Annotated in this window: 15 protein-coding genes and 1 pseudogene; 5 read left to right on the forward strand and 11 right to left on the reverse strand. The window is 42.3% G+C overall.

Going from position 1 to position 22,140, the window contains the following annotated elements:
• Positions 1-68 precede the first annotated feature (68 nt).
• From LDO73_RS05690 to serS, 4 genes are all read left to right on the forward strand, one after another.
• A complete protein-coding gene (locus LDO73_RS05690) occupies positions 69-3,758 on the forward strand; it encodes a DNA translocase FtsK 4TM domain-containing protein (protein WP_224060572.1) in 3,690 nt (1,229 codons plus the stop codon).
• An 86-nt stretch (positions 3,759-3,844) separates the two neighbouring features.
• Complete coding sequence (gene lolA, locus LDO73_RS05695) at positions 3,845-4,465, forward strand: outer membrane lipoprotein chaperone LolA (protein WP_224060573.1); 621 nt, start codon at positions 3,845-3,847, stop codon at positions 4,463-4,465.
• 24 nt (positions 4,466-4,489) lie between these two features.
• Positions 4,490-5,833, forward strand: coding sequence for a replication-associated recombination protein A (locus LDO73_RS05700; RefSeq protein ID WP_224060574.1), 1,344 nt, complete (start codon positions 4,490-4,492; stop codon positions 5,831-5,833).
• A 105-nt stretch (positions 5,834-5,938) separates the two neighbouring features.
• Positions 5,939-7,231, forward strand: a complete 1,293-nt coding sequence (serS, locus tag LDO73_RS05705; RefSeq protein ID WP_224060575.1) for a serine--tRNA ligase — start codon at positions 5,939-5,941, stop codon at positions 7,229-7,231.
• Between the two features lie 79 nt (positions 7,232-7,310).
• Here the strand turns inward: serS and LDO73_RS05710 are convergent, their stop codons facing one another.
• The 6 genes from LDO73_RS05710 to ycaO form a co-directional block, all read right to left on the reverse strand.
• Positions 7,311-8,273 (reverse strand): Rpn family recombination-promoting nuclease/putative transposase, encoded by a 963-nt coding sequence (locus LDO73_RS05710; protein WP_224060576.1) that lies wholly within the window; start codon positions 8,271-8,273, stop codon positions 7,311-7,313.
• 259 nt (positions 8,274-8,532) lie between these two features.
• The gene (locus LDO73_RS05715; RefSeq protein ID WP_224060577.1) at positions 8,533-9,384 is read right to left on the reverse strand and encodes a BPSS1780 family membrane protein; all 852 of its coding nucleotides are present in this window, start codon (positions 9,382-9,384) and stop codon (positions 8,533-8,535) included.
• Between the two features lie 206 nt (positions 9,385-9,590).
• Positions 9,591-10,358 (reverse strand): pyruvate formate lyase 1-activating protein, encoded by a 768-nt coding sequence (gene pflA / locus LDO73_RS05720; protein ID WP_224061141.1) that lies wholly within the window; start codon positions 10,356-10,358, stop codon positions 9,591-9,593.
• 139 nt (positions 10,359-10,497) lie between these two features.
• Positions 10,498-12,780: a formate C-acetyltransferase gene (gene pflB, locus LDO73_RS05725; RefSeq protein WP_224060578.1), complete on the reverse strand. Its 2,283-nt coding sequence runs from the start codon at positions 12,778-12,780 to the stop codon at positions 10,498-10,500.
• Between the two features lie 88 nt (positions 12,781-12,868).
• On the reverse strand, positions 12,869-13,726 hold the full coding sequence (focA, locus tag LDO73_RS05730; protein ID WP_154604262.1) for a formate transporter FocA: 858 nt from the start codon (positions 13,724-13,726) through the stop codon (positions 12,869-12,871).
• A gap of 331 nt (positions 13,727-14,057) precedes the next feature.
• Positions 14,058-15,812, reverse strand: coding sequence for a 30S ribosomal protein S12 methylthiotransferase accessory factor YcaO (gene ycaO / locus LDO73_RS05735; RefSeq protein WP_224060579.1), 1,755 nt, complete (start codon positions 15,810-15,812; stop codon positions 14,058-14,060).
• Positions 15,813-16,047: 235 nt separating this feature from the next.
• Between ycaO and ansB the strand changes: the two genes are divergently transcribed.
• A complete protein-coding gene (ansB, locus tag LDO73_RS05740; RefSeq protein ID WP_224060580.1) occupies positions 16,048-17,091 on the forward strand; it encodes an L-asparaginase 2 in 1,044 nt (347 codons plus the stop codon).
• Between the two features lie 178 nt (positions 17,092-17,269).
• Here the strand turns inward: ansB and LDO73_RS05745 are convergent, their stop codons facing one another.
• The 5 genes and pseudogenes from LDO73_RS05745 to LDO73_RS05765 form a co-directional block, all read right to left on the reverse strand.
• Positions 17,270-17,791, reverse strand: a complete 522-nt coding sequence (locus LDO73_RS05745) for a bactofilin family protein (protein ID WP_224060581.1) — start codon at positions 17,789-17,791, stop codon at positions 17,270-17,272.
• Between the two features lie 433 nt (positions 17,792-18,224).
• Positions 18,225-18,671 carry a ferric iron uptake transcriptional regulator gene (gene fur / locus LDO73_RS05750; RefSeq protein WP_224060582.1) on the reverse strand — a complete coding sequence of 149 codons (447 nt, stop codon included), beginning with the start codon at positions 18,669-18,671 and terminating at the stop codon, positions 18,225-18,227.
• Positions 18,672-18,900: 229 nt separating this feature from the next.
• Positions 18,901-19,428 (reverse strand): flavodoxin FldA, encoded by a 528-nt coding sequence (gene fldA / locus LDO73_RS05755; RefSeq protein WP_036951795.1) that lies wholly within the window; start codon positions 19,426-19,428, stop codon positions 18,901-18,903.
• 153 nt (positions 19,429-19,581) lie between these two features.
• Positions 19,582-19,875, reverse strand: coding sequence for a LexA regulated protein (gene ybfE / locus LDO73_RS05760; protein WP_224060583.1), 294 nt, complete (start codon positions 19,873-19,875; stop codon positions 19,582-19,584).
• 173 nt (positions 19,876-20,048) lie between these two features.
• Positions 20,049-22,138: pseudogene (locus LDO73_RS05765) on the reverse strand (type I secretion system permease/ATPase).
• Between the last annotated feature and the right edge of the window lie 2 nt (positions 22,139-22,140).

Raw genomic sequence — 22,140 nt, forward strand, 5'->3', positions numbered from 1 at the left:
ATTAGTGTTAGAATAATCATAGGATAATCACGTATTAAGCAAGAACATCAGTCAGTAAAGAAATAATAATGAGCCAAGAATATACCGAAGATAAGTACATCAAATTTAAAAAGCTCAGTAGCGGCAGACGGCTATTAGAGGTGATTTTGTTGGCAATCTGCCTCTGTGCGATCTTTCTTATGGTCGCGCTATGGAGCTTTAATCCTTCTGACCCGAGTTGGTCGCAAACTAACTGGGATGCCCCCGTCAAAAATTTAGGGGGAAGTATTGGCTCATGGAGTGCGGATATCCTATTTTCCGCATTTGGTATTCTCGCGTTTGCGATCCCGCCATTATTGTTACTCGGGTGTTGGGCCATTTATCACTATGAGAGCCAGCGTCGTTATATTGATTTTTTCTCGCTCTCTTTACGCCTAATTGGCGGGTTAGCACTGATCCTTTCATCTTGTGGGTTAGCCGCGCTCAACTTTGATGATTTACCGAACTTCGCTTCTGGCGGGGTTATTGGCAGTGTATTCAGTAATGCAATTATGCCGTGGTTTAACTCATTGGGCGCTACATTGGCGCTGTTATTCCTCTGGGCAATCAGTTTTACCCTCTTCACAGGGTGGTCTTGGCTAACCATTGCAGAAAAAATTGGGGCAGGGATATTACTTCCTATCACCTTGCTAACAAATCGCGCCCGTGGTGATGAACTTGATGACTACGATTATGATGTTGAAGAAACGGAAGAAGCGCTACAGCGTGCTCAAATCGCTGAACATCAAGCAAATGATGAAAACCAACAGTTTGATGCGGATGATGTACTGTTTTCCGCGCCAACAGTCTCTGAGCTCGTTTCTGAGGATGTGCAGCCAGCGGTTGAACCACAGGTTATGGTGGATCCTCTATTAACGGCTGCGCCGCAATCCGTTATTGAGCAAACCCAGCCAAGCGCTTCTTTGGCAGAGCAGCCTACCTTTACTGCTCAACCAACAGATAATACAATCTTACCGACATTTTCCGCGACAGAAGAGCCTTCAGCGACCAAAGAGCCGCAAACTTACCATTTTGAAGTGCCTAATGATTATCAGCCTCAAGTGGCGGCAACGCAGGCGTTTTCTCCTGCGCCTGTTATGCCTCAAGAACCGACATTTACACCTGAGCCTGTTTTTGCTCCAGAACCTGTTTTTGAGTCTAGACTGGCAACTCCAGTATTTACAGCGCCACAGTTTGCACCAGTAGAACCCACCATTGATATGGGAAGCCCCGATGTGGGTGAATCATCGGTAACTAGCCGTGTTGCCGATCCTGCGGCACTAGCAGCAGCAGGTATTTCGATTGCAGCGATGGAACGCCACGCGCAAGTGAAAAAGAATTTGGAGCCAGAATTACCTCGTCCAAATCCAGTTCGCTTGCCGACTCGCCGTGAGCTGTATGGTATTCATATTCCATCTCAGCGTGATGCGGAGCTTCAGCGTCGTCAAGAAGAGGCATCTCAGCGTGAACAGGCTTATCAGCAATGGCCTGCTACTGAAGAACCTGAAAATGAAGTGAAAACTGACGATGAGCTAGAGCAAGAACGGTTGCTGCGCGTTCAGTTCTTAGAGCAGCAACGTCAACGTTACGGTGAGCCAGAAACAGATACGCAGGATTTTGACGCTGCATTCCAAGTTAACCAGCCTGCAGTTGATTCTGTTCCAGATTCAGGAATTGCACCAGAGCTAGAAACTCAGCAGGATTCTATGCCTGCGAGTACGTTTACTCAGCCAGAAATTGAACATCGTTGGGCTTCTGCACCAGCATTTACGCCAGCTTTTGAGCCAACAGAACAAATAGCGCCAACAGAGCCAACTTCACCTTCCGATATCCACCGCTTTACTGCCCATGCAGATGATGAGCATGAGCTTGATAATGACGTGGATGATTTTGAACCTAAAATTGATTTAAGTACGCCATTATCGGCATTTGAGCGTTTCTCGCCGGTGGATGATTTAGTTGATGATGAGCCAGCAGCGCCGCTGTTTATGCCGTCATTTACCGAACCGCCAGTGGAAGCTCGTTCGATAACACAACAACAGCCGATAACGCCTGCATATAATGACAATGAATTTGTTGCTCATTCTGTGGGACAGACTCAAACTGCTCCACAGCAGCCACAGCAGCCACAGCAGCCACAGCAGCCACAGCAGCCACAGCAGCCACAGCAGCCACAGCAGCCACAGCAGCCACAGCAGGATAGCTTATTCCACCCATTCTTGGTTCGTAACGACCAACCGTTACCAAAACCGACCACGCCAATGCCGTCACTTGATCTACTGGCAAGTCCACCAGAACAAGAAGAACCCGTGGACATGTTCAAGTTAGAGCAAACAGCACGGTTAATTGAAGCACGTTTGAATGATTATAGGGTTAAAGCTGAAGTTGTTGGTTTCTCTCCGGGTCCGGTAATCACTCGCTTTGAGTTGGATCTTGCGCCGGGAGTGAAGGCGGCTCGAATCTCCACATTATCCCGCGATCTTGCGCGTTCATTATCGACGACAGCGGTCCGTGTTGTTGAGGTGATCCCGGGTAAACCGTATGTTGGTCTAGAATTACCGAACGAAAAACGTCAAACCGTTTATTTGAGTGAAGTTTTAGACTGTGATGATTTTAGAAAAAATCCATCACCGCTGACGATTGTTTTAGGGAAAGATATCGAAGGTGATCCTGTTGTTGCCGACTTGGCAAAAATGCCGCACTTATTAGTGGCGGGTACAACGGGGTCGGGTAAGTCAGTTGGGGTCAACGCGATGATCCTCAGTATCTTATATAAAGCGAAGCCTGAAGATGTTCGGTTTATTATGATAGACCCGAAAATGCTAGAACTTTCTATCTATGAAGGGATCCCGCACCTGTTAACTGAAGTCGTCACTGACATGAAAGATGCGGCAAATGCGCTGCGTTGGTGTGTCAATGAAATGGAACGTCGTTATAAACTGATGTCAGCTTTAGGCGTACGTAATCTCGCGGGTTACAACGATAAAATTAAAGCTGCGGCGGATATGAATCGCCCAATTCCTGACCCATTCTGGAAACCGGGTGACAGTATGGATATGGAACATCCAATGCTGAAAAAAGAGCCTTATATTGTGGTTATGGTGGATGAATTTGCGGATTTAATGATGACCGCAGGGAAAAAAGTGGAAGAGCTGATTGCACGCTTGGCTCAAAAAGCGCGTGCAGCGGGTATCCACCTCGTTTTAGCTACCCAGCGTCCATCAGTCGATATCATTACTGGGTTAATTAAAGCTAATATTCCAACACGTATTGCCTTTACGGTATCGAGTAAAATTGACTCGCGCACCATTCTTGATCAAAGTGGCGCAGAATCACTCTTGGGTATGGGGGATATGCTGTATCTGCCGCCAAACTCATCGATTCCTGTACGTGTTCACGGTGCGTTTGTCCGTGACCAAGAAGTTCATGCTGTCGTAAATGATTGGAAAGCGCGTGGAAAACCACAATACATTGATAGCATCACAACGTGTAGTGATGATAGCGAAGGTGGTGGAAGTTCAGATAATGGTGATGAAGATCTCGACCCGTTATTTGACCAAGCTGTCGAATTTGTTGTTGAAAAACAAAGGGTATCTATCTCCGGTGTACAACGTCAATTCCGTATCGGTTACAACCGTGCGGCTCGAATTGTTGAGCAAATGGAAGATCAAGGCATTGTCAGTGAACCGGGGCATAATGGTAACCGAGAAGTATTAGCTCCGCCATCAATGGGATATTAATATTTCATGTGCTAATTGCTGGTTTAATTCAAGGGGTGTATAAAGACATACGCCCCTTGTAGTATTAATTTTAAGGTCTTTTCTCGATGAAAAAAATGATGTTGTTAGGTGCATTAGCCCTGAGTTTAAACGTAGGTCAAGTATTGGCAGATGCGAGTCAAGACCTTCAAGATAGACTGAGTAAAGTGAATAGCTTCCAAGCGAGCTTCTCTCAGAAAGTGACGAGCCCAGAAGGTGATCTTATCCAAGAGGGTGTTGGTGACTTGTGGATTGAGCGCCCTAACTTATTTAACTGGAATATGACTTCGCCGGATGAAAGTGTTCTGGTATCAGACGGTAAAAACCTGTGGTTTTACAACCCATTTGTTGAGCAAGTGACGGTGACAAACTTAGCCGATGCTACCCAAGATACACCATTCTTGCTATTAACTCGCAACAATCCGCAGGATTGGAAACAGTATTCTATTGTTCAACAAGGCAATACGTTTGATCTCAAACCAAAACAGTCTAATGGAACATTAAAAAGTTTCTCTATTACAGTTAACCCGCAAGGGACGATTGAGAAATTTGCTGCGGTTGAACAAGACGGACAAACCAGCGCATATCAATTAAAACAGCAAAAAAATGGCTCAGTTGACCCAAGTAAATTCAAATTTACGGTACCAAAAGGGGTCACTTTGGATGACCAGCGTTCTCGCGCTCACTAATATCTAGGGGGTAAAGAGGGTCTCGTGGGTAACTTATCTCTCGATTTTTCACAAAATGAATTCCAACCTCTGGCTGCGCGTATGCGGCCAGAAACGCTTGAACAATATATCGGTCAAACTCATTTACTTGCCGAAGGTAAACCATTACCACGAGCGATTAAGGCGGGTCATTTACACTCAATGATCTTGTGGGGACCTCCGGGAACGGGGAAAACCACCTTGGCTGAAATTATTGGTCACTACGCACAAGCAGATATCGAGCGTATTTCGGCGGTAACTTCGGGGATCAAAGAAATCCGCGAATCTATCGAAAAAGCGCGCCAAAACCGCAGTGCGGGGCGAAGAACCATTTTGTTTGTGGATGAAGTTCACCGCTTTAATAAAAGCCAGCAAGATGCTTTTTTACCTCATATTGAAGACGGTACCATCACTTTTATTGGTGCGACTACCGAAAATCCATCATTTGAACTTAACTCGGCACTGCTTTCTCGCGCAAGAGTCTATCTATTAAAATCCTTAGAAAGTAATGAGATTGAAGAGGTACTATTGCAAGCATTGGGCGATAGCGCCCGGGGTTTAGGAGGGCAAAATATCGTTCTTCCAGATAGTACCCGAAAAATGATTGCCGACTTAGTTAATGGGGATGCAAGGCGCTCATTGAACCTGTTGGAAATGATGTCGGATATGGCTGAGGCGGATAACCAAGGTCAACGAGTGTTAACCGCCGAGTTACTCAAAGAAGTGAGTGGCGAACGCGCGGCACGCTTCGACAATAAGGGCGATCGTTACTATGATTTGATTTCTGCACTGCATAAATCAGTTCGTGGTTCAGCGCCAGATGCTGCGCTTTATTGGTATGCACGAATTATTACTGCTGGCGGCGATCCTCTGTATGTGGCTCGTCGTTTATTAGCGATTGCCTCTGAAGATGTCGGAAATGCCGATCCTCGAGCCATGCAGGTGGCGATTTCAGCATGGGATTGTTTTACTCGTGTAGGCCCGGCAGAAGGGGAGCGAGCAATTGCTCAGGCCATTGTTTATCTTGCATGTGCACCGAAAAGCAATGCAGTTTACACCGCATATAAGGCTGCAATTAAAGATGCTCAAATGCAGCCAGATTATGATGTTCCTGAACATTTAAGAAACGCCCCTACTAAATTAATGAAAGAGTTAGGTGTCGGTAAAGAGTATCGCTATGCTCACGATGAACCGAATGCTTACGCGGCGGGTGAAAACTATTTCCCTGAACCGATGAAAGCGACGCAATACTATTATCCAACCGCGCGCGGGTTAGAAGGTAAAATTGCTGAAAAACTCGACTGGTTAGCCCAACAAGATCAAATTAGCACAACAAAACGCTATCGCTAATCGGGTCAATGCGGTAAGGTTATAAAGCAATAAAATATTCTAAATATAACGCCGGAGCGCGTTATATTCGCTCTCACAATTGACTAACAAAATCACAGGACTAGCATGCTCGATCCAAATTTACTGCGTACGGAGCTAGACGCGGTTGCTACAAAACTGGCTCGCAGGGGTTTTACCCTTAATGTGGAAAAGCTGCGTGAATTAGAAGAACGCCGCAAAGTTTTACAAGTTGAAACTGAAACCCTGCAAGCAGACCGTAACTCGCGATCGAAAACAATTGGTGCAGCGAAAGCGCGTGGTGAAGACATTGAGCCATTACGCCTGGAAGTGAACCAATTAGGCGAAAAATTGGATGCTGCTAAAGCAGAGTTAGATAAACTGCAACAAGAAATCCGTGATATTGCATTAAGTATCCCGAATATTCCTGATGATGAAGTGCCTGACGGTAAAGATGACTCTGAAAACTTAGAAGTCACTCGTTGGGGAACTCCTCGCCAATATGATTTTGAAGTCAAAGATCATGTGAGCCTAGGTGAACTGGCTGGTGGTTTAGATTTTCCAGCAGCAGTGAAATTGACAGGTGCTCGTTTTGTGGTGATGAAGGGTCAAATCGCGCGTATGCACCGTGCATTAGCGCAATTTATGCTGGATTTACACACTGAACAACATGGCTATCAAGAGCTATATGTTCCTTATTTAGTTAACCATGACACGCTGTATGGTACTGGTCAGCTGCCGAAATTTGGTGAAGATTTATTCCACACTAAACCGCTAGAAGAAGAAGCGGATAGCAGTACTTATGCACTGATCCCAACTGCAGAAGTGCCAGTAACTAACTTAGTACGTGATGAAATTTTAGATGAAGATTCACTTCCTCTGAAAATGACGGCTCACACACCATGTTTCCGTTCAGAAGCGGGCTCTTATGGTCGTGATACTCGTGGCCTTATCCGTATGCACCAATTTGATAAAGTTGAATTAGTGCAAATCGTGCACCCTGAGAAATCAATGGCGGCACTGGAAGAGTTAACCGGTCATGCGGAAAAAGTTCTACAATTACTGGAACTTCCATACCGTAAAGTGCTGCTGTGTACTGGGGATATCGGCTTTGGTTCACGTAAAACTTACGATTTAGAAGTTTGGCTGCCAGCGCAAAATACATACCGTGAGATTTCTTCTTGCTCAAATATGTGGGACTTCCAAGCTCGCCGTATGCAAGCTCGTTTCCGTGGTAAGAGCGACAAGAAAACCCAACTGGTTCATACATTGAATGGTTCTGGTTTAGCAGTTGGTCGTACTCTGGTTGCTGTGTTAGAAAACTACCAGCAAGCGGATGGACGCATTGAAGTACCAGCAGTCTTACGTCCATATATGAAAGGCTTAGAATATATCGGCTAATGGATATATTTGATGTTGAAGGCTGAGCTTGGTTTTAGACTGGGCTCAGCCTTTTTTATTGTAAAAATTAATGGTTAAGTTACAAGCTCAACACTTGAATTTCTGGATGGGACAATCCCGATATTTGGCTAATAACATCAATACTGAGTCCCAGGCTTAAACTTGTTATGACCAGTGACCTCATGCGTTGACGAGTATTAACAATTTCTTCTTTTCTCGCCTGCTTAATACCTTGTTCTATGCCTTGTTCTATACCTTTTTCTATGCCTTTTTGCATTCCTTCATCCCTGAGTCTCTGTGCAATATTCATAATAGTTTCCTCATATTTTTCAGTTTGATTGATTAAAGTCTGTACTATTTGAGTGTAATCAGCGGAATCCATCACACTAAATAGATAGTTAATAATTAGAATCACATCATCTTGATGATTTTCATTTTCTTTAATCACATGTGCTAAGCGTTTAGATAGCAGAACAATGTCCCCCTGTCGGGTTGAATACTTGAAAGCTAACTCCATTGCTGCCACCTTCCGGTGGGTAAGAATGTCATCATCGCTGACAGCATTCACGTCAATTAGGGGGAGAGGGTTACAATAAAGGTCATGGGCTAAATCTGACCATCGAAAGCAGTCAGTCCATGATCGTGAATAGGGATAAGGCGACGGCTCACCATGATAAAACTGAACAGGGACGACAAGGGGTAAAGCATGATGACCTTGTTGTAGATGCTGATTCATTGCGGAAAAAGCGTAATGCATCAAACGCCAGCCCATTAGCTTATCAGGGGTAGACTGATGCTCAACCAATAAATAGAAATAATCAGAACCTTGTTTTGTTTCGACTCTATAGAGCAAATCAGACAAGCGTGAGCTCAGTGTTTTATCTATAAATGAAGCGCTCGTTAGCATTAAGGTATCGAAATTACAGTATTGTGTAATACGACTTGGTAAATGAGCCTCAAAGAAATCCCTTGCATTACCAAGCTTAGTCATAAAGCCTTTGAATGCAGAATCATGAGGTTTAGACATTGAGCGAGTAGACATGTCGATCCTTATCCCGATGAATTGATGACGAGATACTAACCAATATTATTCAAGGAATGGAAAAAAGTTAGTCCTAATTTCATAGAGTGAGTTGACTGGGTAACTGATTGTTATAAATGGTTTTATTAACTTGATTCGATAATAAAAAAACACCCCAAAGCGTTAATTTAGCATTGAGGTGTTAGTGTTATTATTCAGCAAATCTCAGGTATTTGTCGCAAAATTTTCAAAGAAAAAAATCGTGCCATATCTGTCTTACTTACATAATCAATGAACTGGTCTGTGACTGTTTAGTATCAGTAAAAAAGATACTGCGGTACGTGCTGTAGTAAGTTGCGTACATAATTGGCATTGAGATAAATAGCCCTAAGCCGAATGGGATAATAGAAACAAACATTAGCACCATGGCAATCAGGAAGAATAAGAAACCGGGTAAGAGGTTTTTCTTCACTGCCTGTAAGCTGGCGGAGATAGAGGTGCCAATTTTGAAATCATGATTCATGATAAGTGCAGGGGCAAACCACGTTAGTGCTGTGCCAAATAAGCTGGCTAATGCCATGACAATGCCTGCAAATACAAAGGTTCCCGTTGATGCAAACAAGGCTGCGTCTGAAATACCATCGTATTGGTCAGCTTGCATCAATAAGCTAAAAATGGCCGAGCCAGCAATAAGAAATGCAATTAACATTCCGACCATATTGGCTGCAAAGTTTATGGCACCGATAGCAAATAGCTCACCAAATTTCTTTTGGAACCCTGAGAAAAGTAAGCCGATATCCGCTTCGCCAGTTTTGCGTTGGTTTTCACAAATCGCAATGATCCCCCCTACGAAAACCGGGGTAACAAAACTCACAAACATGCTGACCAGTGGCAGAAAAGCCATGGCAAAGATAATCAGGAAAAAGACAACGTTAATCAGGATCCACATACCTAATTTTTCTTTGACCAGTGCCCACGCTTGGCTGATCCATTCAACGCCTTCTCCAGCTTGAACGGCGCGAGGTTCTGGCGTAAATACAAAACTATCGACGGGCTCTTGAGGTGATGGTGTTTCAGGTGCTGGCGTTACAGGTGATATGTCGTTATCGACATGACCGTGTTCATTATTCATGGTGAATGACCTATTCGTAGAGATGAATTAGCAATGTTTATTATAGTGTTATGCTGCTATTGATTTATAAATTAAATTTAACTTGGGGATTATGCCTAAAAACTCAGCATTATCAAAGCAGAGTAATCTGGTTGCGTAGGAATAGGTTAGATGGTGTAGAAGAGGGGATAATAAAAGAGGCTCCCCGAAGGAAGCCTCATGTTAAATTAGTACATGACTTTTTTGCCGTAGCTTTCGAGGATACTTTTTACTCTTTCCATTACTTCTTTTGACGGTGGCCTTACGCCATCAAGTTTGTATTCTTCACCCATGGTTTCCCATTTGTGTTTACCCAGCTCATGGTAAGGAAGCAGCTCAATTTTTTCGATATTATCCATATCTTTCACAAACTCACCGAGCATATGGACTGAGTGGTCATCGTCACTCCAACCTGGGACGACAACATAGCGGATCCACGTTTTTTGATTACGTTTTGCGAGGTAGCGAGCAAATTCTAAGGTGCGATGATTGGAAACGCCCACGAGTTTTTGGTGGATCTCATCATCAAGCTGTTTTAAGTCAAGCATGACAAGATCAGTGACTTCCATCAGCTCATCAATGACTGGATCATAACGACGAACAAATCCGTTAGTGTCTAAACAGGTATGGATGTTTTCTTTTTTACAAGCGCGGAACCAATCACGAACAAAATCAGCTTGTAAAATAGCTTCACCACCGGATGCGGTCACACCACCACCTGTTGCGTTCATAAAGTGGCGATAAGTGACGGCTTCTTTCATTAGCTCATCAACGGTGACCATGTTTCCTGTATGGGTATCCCACGTATCACGGTTATGGCAATACAGGCAGCGCATTAAGCAGCCTTGGAAGAAGACAATAAAGCGGATCCCAGGTCCATCGACGGTACCGCAGGATTCGAAGGAATGAATTCGTCCAAACATCGCAGGTGGCGAGGTGGTCGAAATTTCCGTCATTGGAATAGTCTTTTGCGTTGTTGACATAGCAGGAACTCACAGAATGTAGAATTATAATTTGTTATCTTTGACTAAGATAGAAAGGCCCCAATGGGAGGGGCCTTTTATTTATTTTACGTTATAGAATCTTAGCAAAGTCTTACAGAGTACTGGTGAAAGTACGAGTAATAACGTCTTGCTGCTGTTCTTTAGTCAGAGAGTTAAAGCGTACTGCGTATCCTGATACACGGATAGTCAGCTGCGGATACTTCTCTGGGTTTTCCATCGCGTCTAACAGCATTTCACGGTTCATGACGTTCACGTTTAAGTGTTGGCCACCTTCGATAGAAGATTCATGGTGGAAGTAACCATCCATCAGACCCGCTAAGTTAGTTTTACGTACTTCGTCGTCTTTACCTAATGCATTTGGAACGATAGAGAAGGTATAAGAAATACCATCTTTCGCGTAAGCAAACGGCAGTTTAGCCACTGAAGTCAGTGATGCAACCGCACCTTTTTGGTCACGACCGTGCATTGGGTTAGCACCTGGTCCGAATGGAGCGCCAGCGCGACGACCATCTGGGGTGTTACCTGTTTTCTTACCATACACAACGTTAGAAGTGATGGTCAGAACTGACTGAGTTGGCACCGCGTTGCGGTAAGTAGGCAGTTTCTGGATTTTCTTCATGAAACGTTCTACTAAGTCGCAAGCGATGTCATCAACGCGTGGGTCGTTGTTACCGAATTGTGGGTATTCACCTTCGATTTCGAAGTCGATAGCAATGCCATCTTCGTCACGAATTGGTTTAACTTTTGCGTATTTGATAGCAGACAGTGAGTCAGCCGCAACAGATAGACCTGCGATACCACACGCCATTGTACGGTAAACATCACGGTCATGAAGTGCCATCAGTGCTGCTTCATAGCTGTATTTATCGTGCATGAAGTGGATGCAGTTCAGCGCAGTGACGTACTGAGTTGCTAACCAATCCATGAAGTGGTCCATTTGGTTCATCACGGTATCGAAATCAAGAACTTCGTCCATGATTGGTGAATGTTTAGGACCTACTTGCATTTTCAGTTTTTCGTCCACACCACCGTTGATGGTGTACAGCATAGTTTTCGCTAAGTTTGCACGAGCACCGAAGAATTGCATTTGTTTACCAACAATCATTGGGCTCACGCAACATGCGATTGCGTAGTCATCATTGTTGAAGTCAGGACGCATTAAGTCATCGTTTTCATACTGTACTGATGAAGTATCAATAGACACTTTTGCTGCGAACTTTTTGAAGTTCATTGGCAGTTTTTCTGACCACAGGATAGTCATGTTAGGCTCTGGAGATGGGCCCATGGTATACAGTGTATTCAGGAAACGGAAGGTGTTTTTAGTCACCATAGTACGGCCATCAAGACCCATACCAGCCAGCGATTCTGTTGCCCAGATTGGGTCACCAGAGAACAGCTCATCGTATTCAGGTGTACGTAAGAAACGTACCATACGCAGTTTCATGACCAAGTGGTCAATCAGCTCTTGCGCTTGTTCTTCTGTAATTTTACCTGCTTCTAAGTCACGTTGGATGTACACGTCTAAGAACGTAGATACACGACCAAATGACATCGCTGCACCGTTTTGAGATTTAACAGCGGCTAAGTAACCGAAGTAAGTCCATTGAACCGCTTCTTGTGCGTTAGTTGCAGGACCTGAGATGTCGTAGCCATATTTAGCAGCCATCTCTTTGATTTGACCCAGTGCACGGTGCTGTTCAGCAATTTCTTCGCGCAGTTGGATAGTCATTTGCAGGTCTTCACCTTTCTCTAATCTTTCTTGCAGAGAGGTGAATTGGTTGAACTTGTCTTTCATCAGGAAATCAATACCGTACAGCGCAACGCGACGGTAGTCACCGATGATACGACCACGACCATAAGCATCTGGTAAACCGGTTAAGATACCTGATTTACGGCATTTTAAGATGTCTGGAGTATAAACATCGAAAACACCTTGGTTGTGAGTTTTACGGTAGTCAGTGAAGATTTGTTTCAGGCTTGGATCTAAAGTACGATCGTAAGCTTTACATGAACTTTCAACCATTTTGATACCACCGAACGGGATAAGACCACGTTTCAGAGGTGCATCAGTTTGTAAACCAACAACCGTTTCTAATTCTTTGCTAATGTAACCAGCATCATGGGAAGTGATGGTAGAAGCCAGATCTGTATCAAAATCAACTGGCGCGTGAGTGCGGTTTTCGATTTTGATCCCTTCCATGACTTTTTCCCACAGCTTATCAGTCGCTGGAGTAGAGCCTGCTAAGAAAGATTCATCACCTTCATACGGAGTATAGTTTTTCTGAATAAAGTCACGGACGTTGACGTTATTCTGCCAGTCACCTTGGCTAAAACCTTGCCATGCTAAAGCGAATTTTTCATTTAATTCGGACATGATACTTTTACCTTTTAACAATGGATCTTTGAGGGATCTTAATAAATCTTTGTGTACTTGTAATAACGAGCATATTAACCAATCTCAATTAATGTTTTTCGCTATTACGTAGATGCATTAACCAGTAAATCAGGCCGACTAACACTGCGCCGCCAATAATATTTCCGATAGTTACCGGTATTAAATTTTCGGTAATAAAGTTTCCAACTGTTAAGTTAGAAAATTGTTCTGGTGCCATGTTGATATTTGACCAAAATTCAACAGGAGCGAATTCTTTAATCATGATAGCTAGAGGGATCATAAACATATTTGCAATACTATGTTCAAAGCCACTTGCGACAAACATTGCGATTGGCAGAACTAATACTACCAGTTTGTCAGTTAGGCTACGACCTGCATAGCTCATCCAAACGGCTAAGCAAACCATTAAGTTAGCTAAAATACCTAAAAAGACAGCTTCAACAAAAGTATGGTGCAATTTGTAGTTAGCCGTTTGGAGAACATTTAACCCCCATTGTCCATTCGCCGCAGCATATTGGCCTGCAAACCAAATAATAGCGACAAAAAACAGTGCGCCAATTAAGTTGCCAATATAAACGTTGAACCAATTGAGGAACATTTTTCCCCAAGTAATTTTGCCCGTTGCTTTAGATACGATGGTAAGGACAGTGGATGTAAATAAGTCAGCACCGCATACAACAACTAACATCAATCCAAGGGAGAAGCAGATACCGCCAATCAGTTTAGTAAAACCGTAAGGAGCACTTGCTGCACCTGTCGTTGCAGTGATATAGAAAACGAAAGCGATAGAGATAAAGATACCAGCAGTGAATGCTGACAAGTAGGTAATAGCTGGGTGTTTGTTCGTTTTATAAACACCTACATCATCAGCAACTTGCGCCATGACAGCAGGAGATAATAAATTAAAAGGGTTGTCAGCTTTCATACTAACACTCTCTTACAAAGTTGATTAATTATAGCACGCAATTATAGTAACAAACGGGCGTTCTGATAAATTTGATGTGGATCATGAAGTGTTAAGAGAATGGGGTCAAAATAGCGCAAAAAACGTCAAAATTCAACACAAATACTTGATTTCATTCAAAAAAATATTTTTTAAATTTTATAAAAAAATTTTATAAAACAGCTAGAAACAGTCTCGATAAGTAAAATGTTACAGATGATTGTTAATGAATTTCGATAATTATTATGTGATTGAAATTAAATATTGCTTAAGTAAAGATAAAGGCCCGAAGGCCAATATCGTATTTAGATAATTATGCGTTAGCTCGTTTAGCTTTTTGCAGCTTTTCGTAAGCCGCTAAAAGTCCTTGATGAGCAGGTAATGCTTTGAGCTCTTCATCAATAGACCATAATCCGTAGAAGCTTGACTCACCCGCAATTGCTGCCGATGCAGCATCTACCGCCTCTTGCCCATACATACGAATAAATGCTTGATAATACTGAGCAGGTTTTCTCTCGTCTTCTTGGGAAAGCAGTAGCAGGGTATGTAAGCAGCGGTAGTAGTTCGCGCGTTCTGGCGTGAAGATGGAACTGTTGAAGTCTTGTGTCCATTCAACCCAAGCCAGTGCTTGTTCAAGATCCCCACCCGCTAAGGCTAACATTGATTTCAATTCGCCAATACGCAGGTTGCTCCAGCCATTATCTTTACCAACAGCCAGACCTAACAGTTCGCGAACACGAGTAAAGTCATCTAATCCATCGTCATCTAACTGTTCAATGAGAGCAAGATAATCTTCTTTTTCCCACTGGCTATCAGGGAGGGACATAATGGTGTCGCGTAGGTAAGCGCCCATCGCATTATTGGCAATGTGCAAATCTTCCACAGGATAGATATCTGACATACCTGGCACTAAAATACGACAGGCATATACGCCTAAATGGCTGTAATCTGCGATATAGACTTCTGCGTCAAGTTTGTTGAAGATAGCCATTAACGTTGCAAACTCTTCAGTCGTGGTGCCTTTAAAGCTCCAATCTGCAAATGGATAATCTGCATCGTCTTTAAACATATCCCAGCTAATTAAACCGCTCGAATCGATAAAGTGGGTTTCTAAGTTTGTGTGCTCACCGACTTCTTCATCGTCAAAGGTTGGGGCGTTAAATACGTCCAAATCTTTCAGTCCACGACCTTGCAGTAATTCAGTGACTGTACGCTCTAAGGCAACACCAAAATCAGGGTGCGCACCGAAAGAGGCAAAACAAGTCCCGTTCTGTGGGTTAAACAGCACAACACAGATGACTGGGAATTGGCCACCCAAAGAGGCGTCGTAACAGAAGATAGGGAAGCCTTCGTTTTCCAGCGTTTCAATAGCAGCAACGACACCAGGGTAGCGAGCCATCACTTCTGTAGGAATCGTTGGCAGACTGATACTTTCGGCAATGATTTTATTTTTTACAAAGCGCTCGAACACTTCGGATAATCCTTGTACACGAGCTTCGTTTGCTGTGTTTCCTGCAGACATCCCATTAGACACATACAAGTTACCGACGATATTCATTGGAATATAGACGGTGCTGTTATCAGATTGACGTGTAAATGGCAGGGCGCAAATACCGCGTTCTTCATTACCTGATTGCAGGTCAATCAGTTGGCTTCCCGCGAGTGCATTGTCGGGATCATAAAAAGCAATCAAGCGCTCATCCAGCAAACCGGTTGGCAGGCTATCATCTTCAGTTAACGGGAACCATTTTTCATTAGGATAATGAACGAAATCCCCCTCAGCAATGGATTTACCTAAATAGAAATCCGCGAAGAAATAGTTGGTGGATAAACGCTCAAAATATTCACCGAGCGCTGAGGCTAAAGCCGCTTTTTTACTTGCGCCTTTACCGTTGGTAAAGCACAGCGGGCACTCTTTGTCACGAATATGAACGGACCAAACATTTGGAACTGGATTCAGCCAAGAGGCTTCTTCGATATCGAACCCTAAATTTTTCAGTTTGGTTTGGAATGCATCAATGGAGTCTTCGAGTGCGGCATCTTTGCCGGGAATAAATGTTTGGCTCATTGTCAGTCACTTGTAAATGGCTTGTTTCAGATAGCCGCTATGATACGGACTTTTTGCCTAGTGCTCACGCTTTTTATGCTGAGCTCACGCTTTTTATTCAAGACAGAAAAACAGTGAAAAATTAAAATTTACTAAAATGGCAAAGTCGATCACAAAACTCTCAGATTAAATCCACATAATAACGTGAGTTTATTTTTAATATCATGCTCGTTAATTTTAGTTAAAGGAAAATAGGATGAAAAACCGAAATAAAGCGCTTTTAGCCACACTGGTTTCACTGTTTGCTGCATCCGCATTAGCACAACCGAATATTACGGTGTTGGCAACAGGCGGTACCATTGCGGGAGGTGGAGAATCAGCAACCGGTTCAAGCTACCAAGCTGGGAAAGTCGGAATTGACTCTTTACTTAATGCGGTACCAGAGACTAAAAAAATTGCTAACCTGAGTGGTGAGCAGCTGGTGAATATCGGTTCTCAAGATATGAATGACCAAGTTTGGTTAACTCTTGCTAAAAAAATCAATCAAGATTGTAATAAAACCGATGGCTTTGTTATCACTCATGGTACTGACACCATGGAGGAAACCGCCTTTTTCCTTGATTTAACCACTGCCTGTAAAAAGCCGATTGTGATGGTGGGGGCGATGCGTCCTTCCACTGCATTGGGCGCAGACGGTTCATTGAACTTATACAATGCCGTCGTATTAGCATCTGATAAATCAGCTGGAGAGCGCGGTGTGCTGATGGCGATGAATGACAAAGTGATCCAAGGTCGCAATGTGATGAAAATGAGCACAACAGAAGTTCAAGCCTTTGATGCCGTGAATGCGGGTGCAGAAGGCTATATTCATGATGGTAAAGTCACCTATTATCAAGCACCTCAGCCTCGTGGTGATAAACCTGTTTTTGATGTCAGCAAATTAGATAAATTACCGGAAGTGGGCATTGTGTATAACTATGCGAATGCATCTTCAGCACCAGTAAAAGCACTACGCGAAGAAGGCGTTAAAGGTATTGTAAGTGCTGGTGTTGGTAACGGGAATATGTATAAAACTATTTTTGATGCATTAGCCAATGCAGCGAAAGAGGATGTTGTCGTGGTGCGTTCTAGTCGTGTACCGACAGGCTATACAACGCGAAATGCGGAAGTGAATGATAATGAATATGGGTTTGTGGCATCTGAAAGATTGAACCCACAAAAATCTCGTGTATTACTGCAATTAGCATTAACACAAACGAAGGACCCGAAAAAAATCCAAGAGATGTTTGAGCAATACTAAGGCTTAATGGAAGGCGACAGCAATGTCGCCTTTATGATCTATTTTTATTACGTATAAAATATGCACTTTTAGTGATAAGCGAATTTATATAATCAAAATAACTCGACAATAAATGCCTATAAATAGGGTAATAAAGTTATTATCGAGCAATTCTATATCATCTGTTTAACAAATTTAATTACAAGGCACCGACTTCAGGTGTGTGTGGGTCTGAATTTTCTTGTTTGGTTTTTTCTTTAAATACCGTTACGTTTCCCGTCGATTTCGTAGCAGATTTAACCTCAGCATGGCCAGAAAATATTCCGCCTTTTTTAATGGATAGACTGGAATAGCGGATGGTGCCATAAATCTCACCATTGATATCAATGCTAATAGTTTCGGTGATACATTCACCTTCCACTTTACCGTTTACCCATAGCTCATTACTGGTAATATTGCCGGTAACATTACCATTTTGCATGATTTTGACGGTATTATTTTTGCCGGTAATGTTGCCAATCACAGTACCATAAATATGTACTTGTTCATTGGAGGTAATATTGCCTTCAAACACGACATCTTTGGCAATAATGGTATTGGTTTTTTCTTCGCTAGCCACTGCTGTAGATGTTTGCATTTTTTCCTCAGCAATTTTTTGAGTGATTTCTTCTTTATTGATAGTGGGAGTGGGCTCTGGTTTGTTTTGTTTTTTATTGAACATGCGACTAACCTTTTTGTAATTGAAGTATAGAACCAAACAAATGATTGAAGATATAAAGGCAACGGATGCCACGACGGTATATCTAAAAAACCACGCTATCAAAGTAAGAAACCAGAAGAAAAAACTTATATTCAAAAACAGATATGTTTTTTTCATCCTTTAATCTCTTACGCATAAATTTGATCATAAGTATAAATTAAAATAACGCATAGCAAATTAAAGAATAGAGGATAGTTTTAGTTTTATCTGAAGAAATAAAGCTATGTATTTTTTAAAAATAGTCGCTAATTTTCAGCTAAAGAGTAAAAATGGGGAAATGTTAAGAATATATAAATAAAAATACCCACTAATAAACATTAAGTGGGTATCATCAACACGAAATCACTGATTAATTAAGTTGCCTCATTTTTAGTGAGGCGACTTATGAATGCAATTATTTTGCTTCGTGGATGTTTTCATTTTCACGACAGTCACCTTCAGCACAGTGACCATATAGATATAAACTGTGGTTAGACAGCTTAATGCCGTGGCGTTTAGCGATATCATGCTGACGTTCTTCGATTGATTCGTCTGTAAATTCGATGACTTTGCCACAATCTAAACAGATTAAGTGGTCATGGTGATGCTGTTGAGTCAGTTCAAATACGGATTTTCCACCTTCGAAATTGTGACGAGTCACAATACCAGCATCATCAAATTGGTTTAATACGCGGTAGACAGTGGCTAACCCGATTTCTTCACCAATATCAATCAGCTTTTTGTAGAGATCTTCCGCACTGACGTGATGGCACTCAGGCTCCTGAAGTACTTCCAAAATCTTCAATCTTGGAAGAGTGACTTTGAGTCCTGCATTTTTCAATGCTTTATTATTGTCTGTCATGCGGGCTTGTCCTGTATTTTAAATCATAAATTTAACAATAATGAGACGTTTTTAACAAAAATCCAGTTGTCTTCTAAACTGATTTACAATTATAGGCATGGAAAATAAAAATAGAAACCATGCATTGTCTCATTATTTTGATTCGTTCTTAAAAGCGAGTCCATTAGATGGAAGGAATAACCCATCATATCGAATGGTCCCCGCTTTTAATTGACAATCTATGTCATTATTAGCCAAGGATTTCAGCCAGAGACATCTCTTCAGAGATTTGTTTAACCCAAGCGTCAACACGCTCTTCGGTCAGTTCTGGTTGACGATCTTCATCGATAGCAAGGCCGATAAAGTGATTATCGTCCGCCATACCTTTAGAAACTTCAAAGTGGTAGCCTTCAGTTGGCCAATGACCTACGATCACTGCACCACGAGGCTCAATGATGTCGCGGATAGTTCCCATCGCATCACAGAAATACTCTGCGTAGTCTTCTTGGTCTCCACAACCAAACAGTGCGACAAGTTTACCGTCAAAATCAATTTCTTCTAATGTTGGGAAAAAATCATCCCAATCACACTGAGCTTCACCGTAGTACCACGTAGGGATACCAAGAAGTAGGATGTCAAACGCTTCGATATCTTCTTTGCTGCATTTAGCAATATCGTGAACTTCTGCAACATCTTTGCCTAATCTTTCTTGGATCATTTTGGCAATATTTTCTGTGTTACCTGTGTCACTTCCGAAGAAAATGCCTATAACTGCCATAAAGTGATTAACCTCTTGTTTTTCTAGTAGAGAGTATAAATTACCAATTCTGCTAGAACTAAAAATAGAACGAAAATAGGTAAAATTTTGCGCCTTATTTTGGCGAAAAAAACAGTGTTAGTCTGTCAAATTTGTGTGATTTACCAGATACAGCTAGCGATCAATTACTTCACTAACCTGCTCAAGTTGAGCCATCAAAATTTCTTCAATTAGCTCACTTCGGCTTATGTTTTTCTCTTCAGCTAATTGGTTTAAGACCGCGACAGCGTCTTCATTTAATTTCAGCTCAACTCGACGTAGCCCTTTGACTTTGTCTCGTTTTAGCTGATTTCGCTTATTGATTCGTAATTGTTCATCCCGCGACAACGGGCTAGTTTTTGGTCGCCCAGGCCTGCGTTCTTCTGCGAACAAATCCAGTGTGGTGCGGTCAGTTTGTTCTTTTGCCATATCTACTATTGCTAACGGAAGGGGTGTGCCAGTAATTCAGCGGGCAATGATACCCTAGCTGAACCCCTAGTACCATAGGTGCATACCCCGCTAATTCATCTAATAGATTAAAAAAAAAGCACTTTTAAGAAAAAAGCATCACTCAAAGAGTAAGCGATGCTTTTTTATTCAGGTTAACGGGTCTGTTGCTGCCATAAATTGGCATAAAGACCTTTCAGTTTTAGAAGGTTCTGATGAGTTTCCGCTTCGGCGACTTCACCATTTCGTATTACGTAAATTTTATCGGCGCTCATAATGGTATTGAGGCGATGGGCAATGCTAATCACTGTTCTACCTTGTGTGATTAACGGCATATTTTTCATGATGGCGGATTCTGATTCGTAATCCAGTGCAGAGGTGGCCTCATCGAGAATTAAAATATCAGGTTCAGTAATCAAGGCTCGAGCAAGGGCAATACGCTGGCGTTGACCGCCAGAGAGATTTAATCCTTTTTCAGATAAATGATAATTAAAGTTTTCAGGCAGAGACATAATAAATTCATAGGCTCCCGCCAGTTTTGCAGCATGGATTAATTGTTGTTCGCTCGCTTGTGGGTAACTTAATCGGATATTTTCTGCAATTGTTCCGACAAAGAGTGTGCTTTCTTGAAGGACGACACTCATTCGGCGGCGTAACGCGACAGTATCTGTCACCGCTAAATCCATACCATCGACAATAACTTGCCCATGTTGAGGGATATATAGTCGTTGTAACAATTTAGTGAGGGTACTTTTCCCTGAACCAGATGGCCCTGTGATACCAATAAACTCTCCGGCTTTGATGGATAAAGTTAGGTTACTTAGCACCTCAGGGGTTTCAGGTTGATAACGAAAGCGGATATTTTGAAACTCAATTTCCCCTTGAATGGTGCTTGAGCTGGCAATGCCTTGGCGTTCATTTTCAATGGGTTTATCAAGAATGTCGCCAACGCGACGCAAAGAAATAATGGTATGTTGGAAGTCTTGCCAAATTTGAGCAAATCGTAGAACAGGTTGAGTAACATGGGCGCTTAGCATATTGAAAGCGACAAGTTCCCCTGGCGTGATATTTCCTTCCAAAACTTCATTAACACCAAGCCAAAGTAGAACAGCGGTAGTGACTTTACTGACTAACGTCATTAACTGTGTTGCCACCACACTACGCATGGAAACTTTGAAGCCTTGACTCAATTGTTGGCTGAGTAATTTTTGCCAACGTTGGAAAAAATATTTCTCTGTGGCGGTGGTTTTTACGGTTTCGATACCAGTTATTGATTCAGTTAAAAATGTGAGTCCGTTTTCATCGGCTTGGTAGGATTTTTCCGTCTGCTGGCGAATGATTGGACCTAAAATCATCCATAGAATAAAAAGATCCCCAATGAGCCTACCAGTGTCCAAGTCATTACCTTGCTGTAAGAAAATAATATTGCGATGAATAAGATCACAAAGATAAAATCAATAAACAGCATCAGTGTTGAGCCAGTCAAAAACTGGCGGATATGAGCTAATTCACGGACACGCGCAATGATTTTCCCTGTGGGTCTTAATTTAAAGTAATTAAGCGGCAGCGCCATTAAATGGCGATAAATTTTTCCCGAAAGTTCAGCGCTAATTTGTGTGCTGGTATGACTGAAAATTTTATCACGAATAAAACTGTAAACAGGTTCTGCAATAGCAATGGCTAATATTCCTAAGGCAATAACATGTAAATTAGGCAAGCTGCGCCCGACAAGCACTTTATCAATTAAGTTTTGAAATAGTAGAGGGCTTACGAGTGCAAAAAATTGCACAATTGCGGCAAGAATAAAGACATTTTTGAGTTTAAAACGTTGACGAATAATGGATGGAATAAACCAACTGATGCCAAATGCTCTTTTTTGTTCTTTCTCCAACTGCTCTTTAATTAAAATGACGGAGTAATTGTAATCGGAGGATTCATTCCATGGTTCCTCATCGTCCCCTTTTGGTGAGATCGCAGTTAGTGGTGAATTTTGGGTGATAACATGCCAGCGTTGATTAATTAACACCAAAGCAGGTAATGGGATATCCTGCATCTGTTGCCGAGTGAGAGAGATGAGCTCTGTTTCATAACCAATAATCTGTGCACATTGTCTGATTTCAACATCTGTGGGGGAATCATTCTGCATACCAATGGCATGCATTAATTGCCCTTGAGTGACATTTTTTTGAAAATGATGAGCAATCCATATTAAGGCTTCCAAGCCATTATTATTTTGCTGTTCCATCG

The sequence above is a fragment of the Providencia alcalifaciens genome (assembly GCF_915403165.1).
Classification (GTDB): Bacteria; Pseudomonadota; Gammaproteobacteria; order Enterobacterales; family Enterobacteriaceae; genus Providencia; species Providencia alcalifaciens_C.

Bases quoted from the DNA above. Each gene is read 5' to 3' on its own strand.
- LDO73_RS05690 (WP_224060572.1), top strand. From the start codon at position 69: ATGAGCCAAGAATATACCGAAGATAAGTACATCAAATTTAAAAAGCTC.
- lolA (WP_224060573.1), top strand. From the start codon at position 3,845: ATGAAAAAAATGATGTTGTTAGGTGCATTAGCCCTGAGTTTAAACGTA.
- serS (WP_224060575.1), top strand. From the start codon at position 5,939: ATGCTCGATCCAAATTTACTGCGTACGGAGCTAGACGCGGTTGCTACA.
- LDO73_RS05710 (WP_224060576.1), bottom strand. From the start codon at position 8,273: ATGTCTACTCGCTCAATGTCTAAACCTCATGATTCTGCATTCAAAGGC.
- LDO73_RS05715 (WP_224060577.1), bottom strand. From the start codon at position 9,384: ATGAATAATGAACACGGTCATGTCGATAACGACATATCACCTGTAACG.
- pflA (WP_224061141.1), bottom strand. From the start codon at position 10,358: ATGACGGAAATTTCGACCACCTCGCCACCTGCGATGTTTGGACGAATT.
- pflB (WP_224060578.1), bottom strand. From the start codon at position 12,780: ATGTCCGAATTAAATGAAAAATTCGCTTTAGCATGGCAAGGTTTTAGC.
- focA (WP_154604262.1), bottom strand. From the start codon at position 13,726: ATGAAAGCTGACAACCCTTTTAATTTATTATCTCCTGCTGTCATGGCG.
- ycaO (WP_224060579.1), bottom strand. From the start codon at position 15,812: ATGAGCCAAACATTTATTCCCGGCAAAGATGCCGCACTCGAAGACTCC.
- ansB (WP_224060580.1), top strand. From the start codon at position 16,048: ATGAAAAACCGAAATAAAGCGCTTTTAGCCACACTGGTTTCACTGTTT.
- LDO73_RS05745 (WP_224060581.1), bottom strand. From the start codon at position 17,791: ATGTTCAATAAAAAACAAAACAAACCAGAGCCCACTCCCACTATCAAT.
- fur (WP_224060582.1), bottom strand. From the start codon at position 18,671: ATGACAGACAATAATAAAGCATTGAAAAATGCAGGACTCAAAGTCACT.
- fldA (WP_036951795.1), bottom strand. From the start codon at position 19,428: ATGGCAGTTATAGGCATTTTCTTCGGAAGTGACACAGGTAACACAGAA.
- ybfE (WP_224060583.1), bottom strand. From the start codon at position 19,875: ATGGCAAAAGAACAAACTGACCGCACCACACTGGATTTGTTCGCAGAA.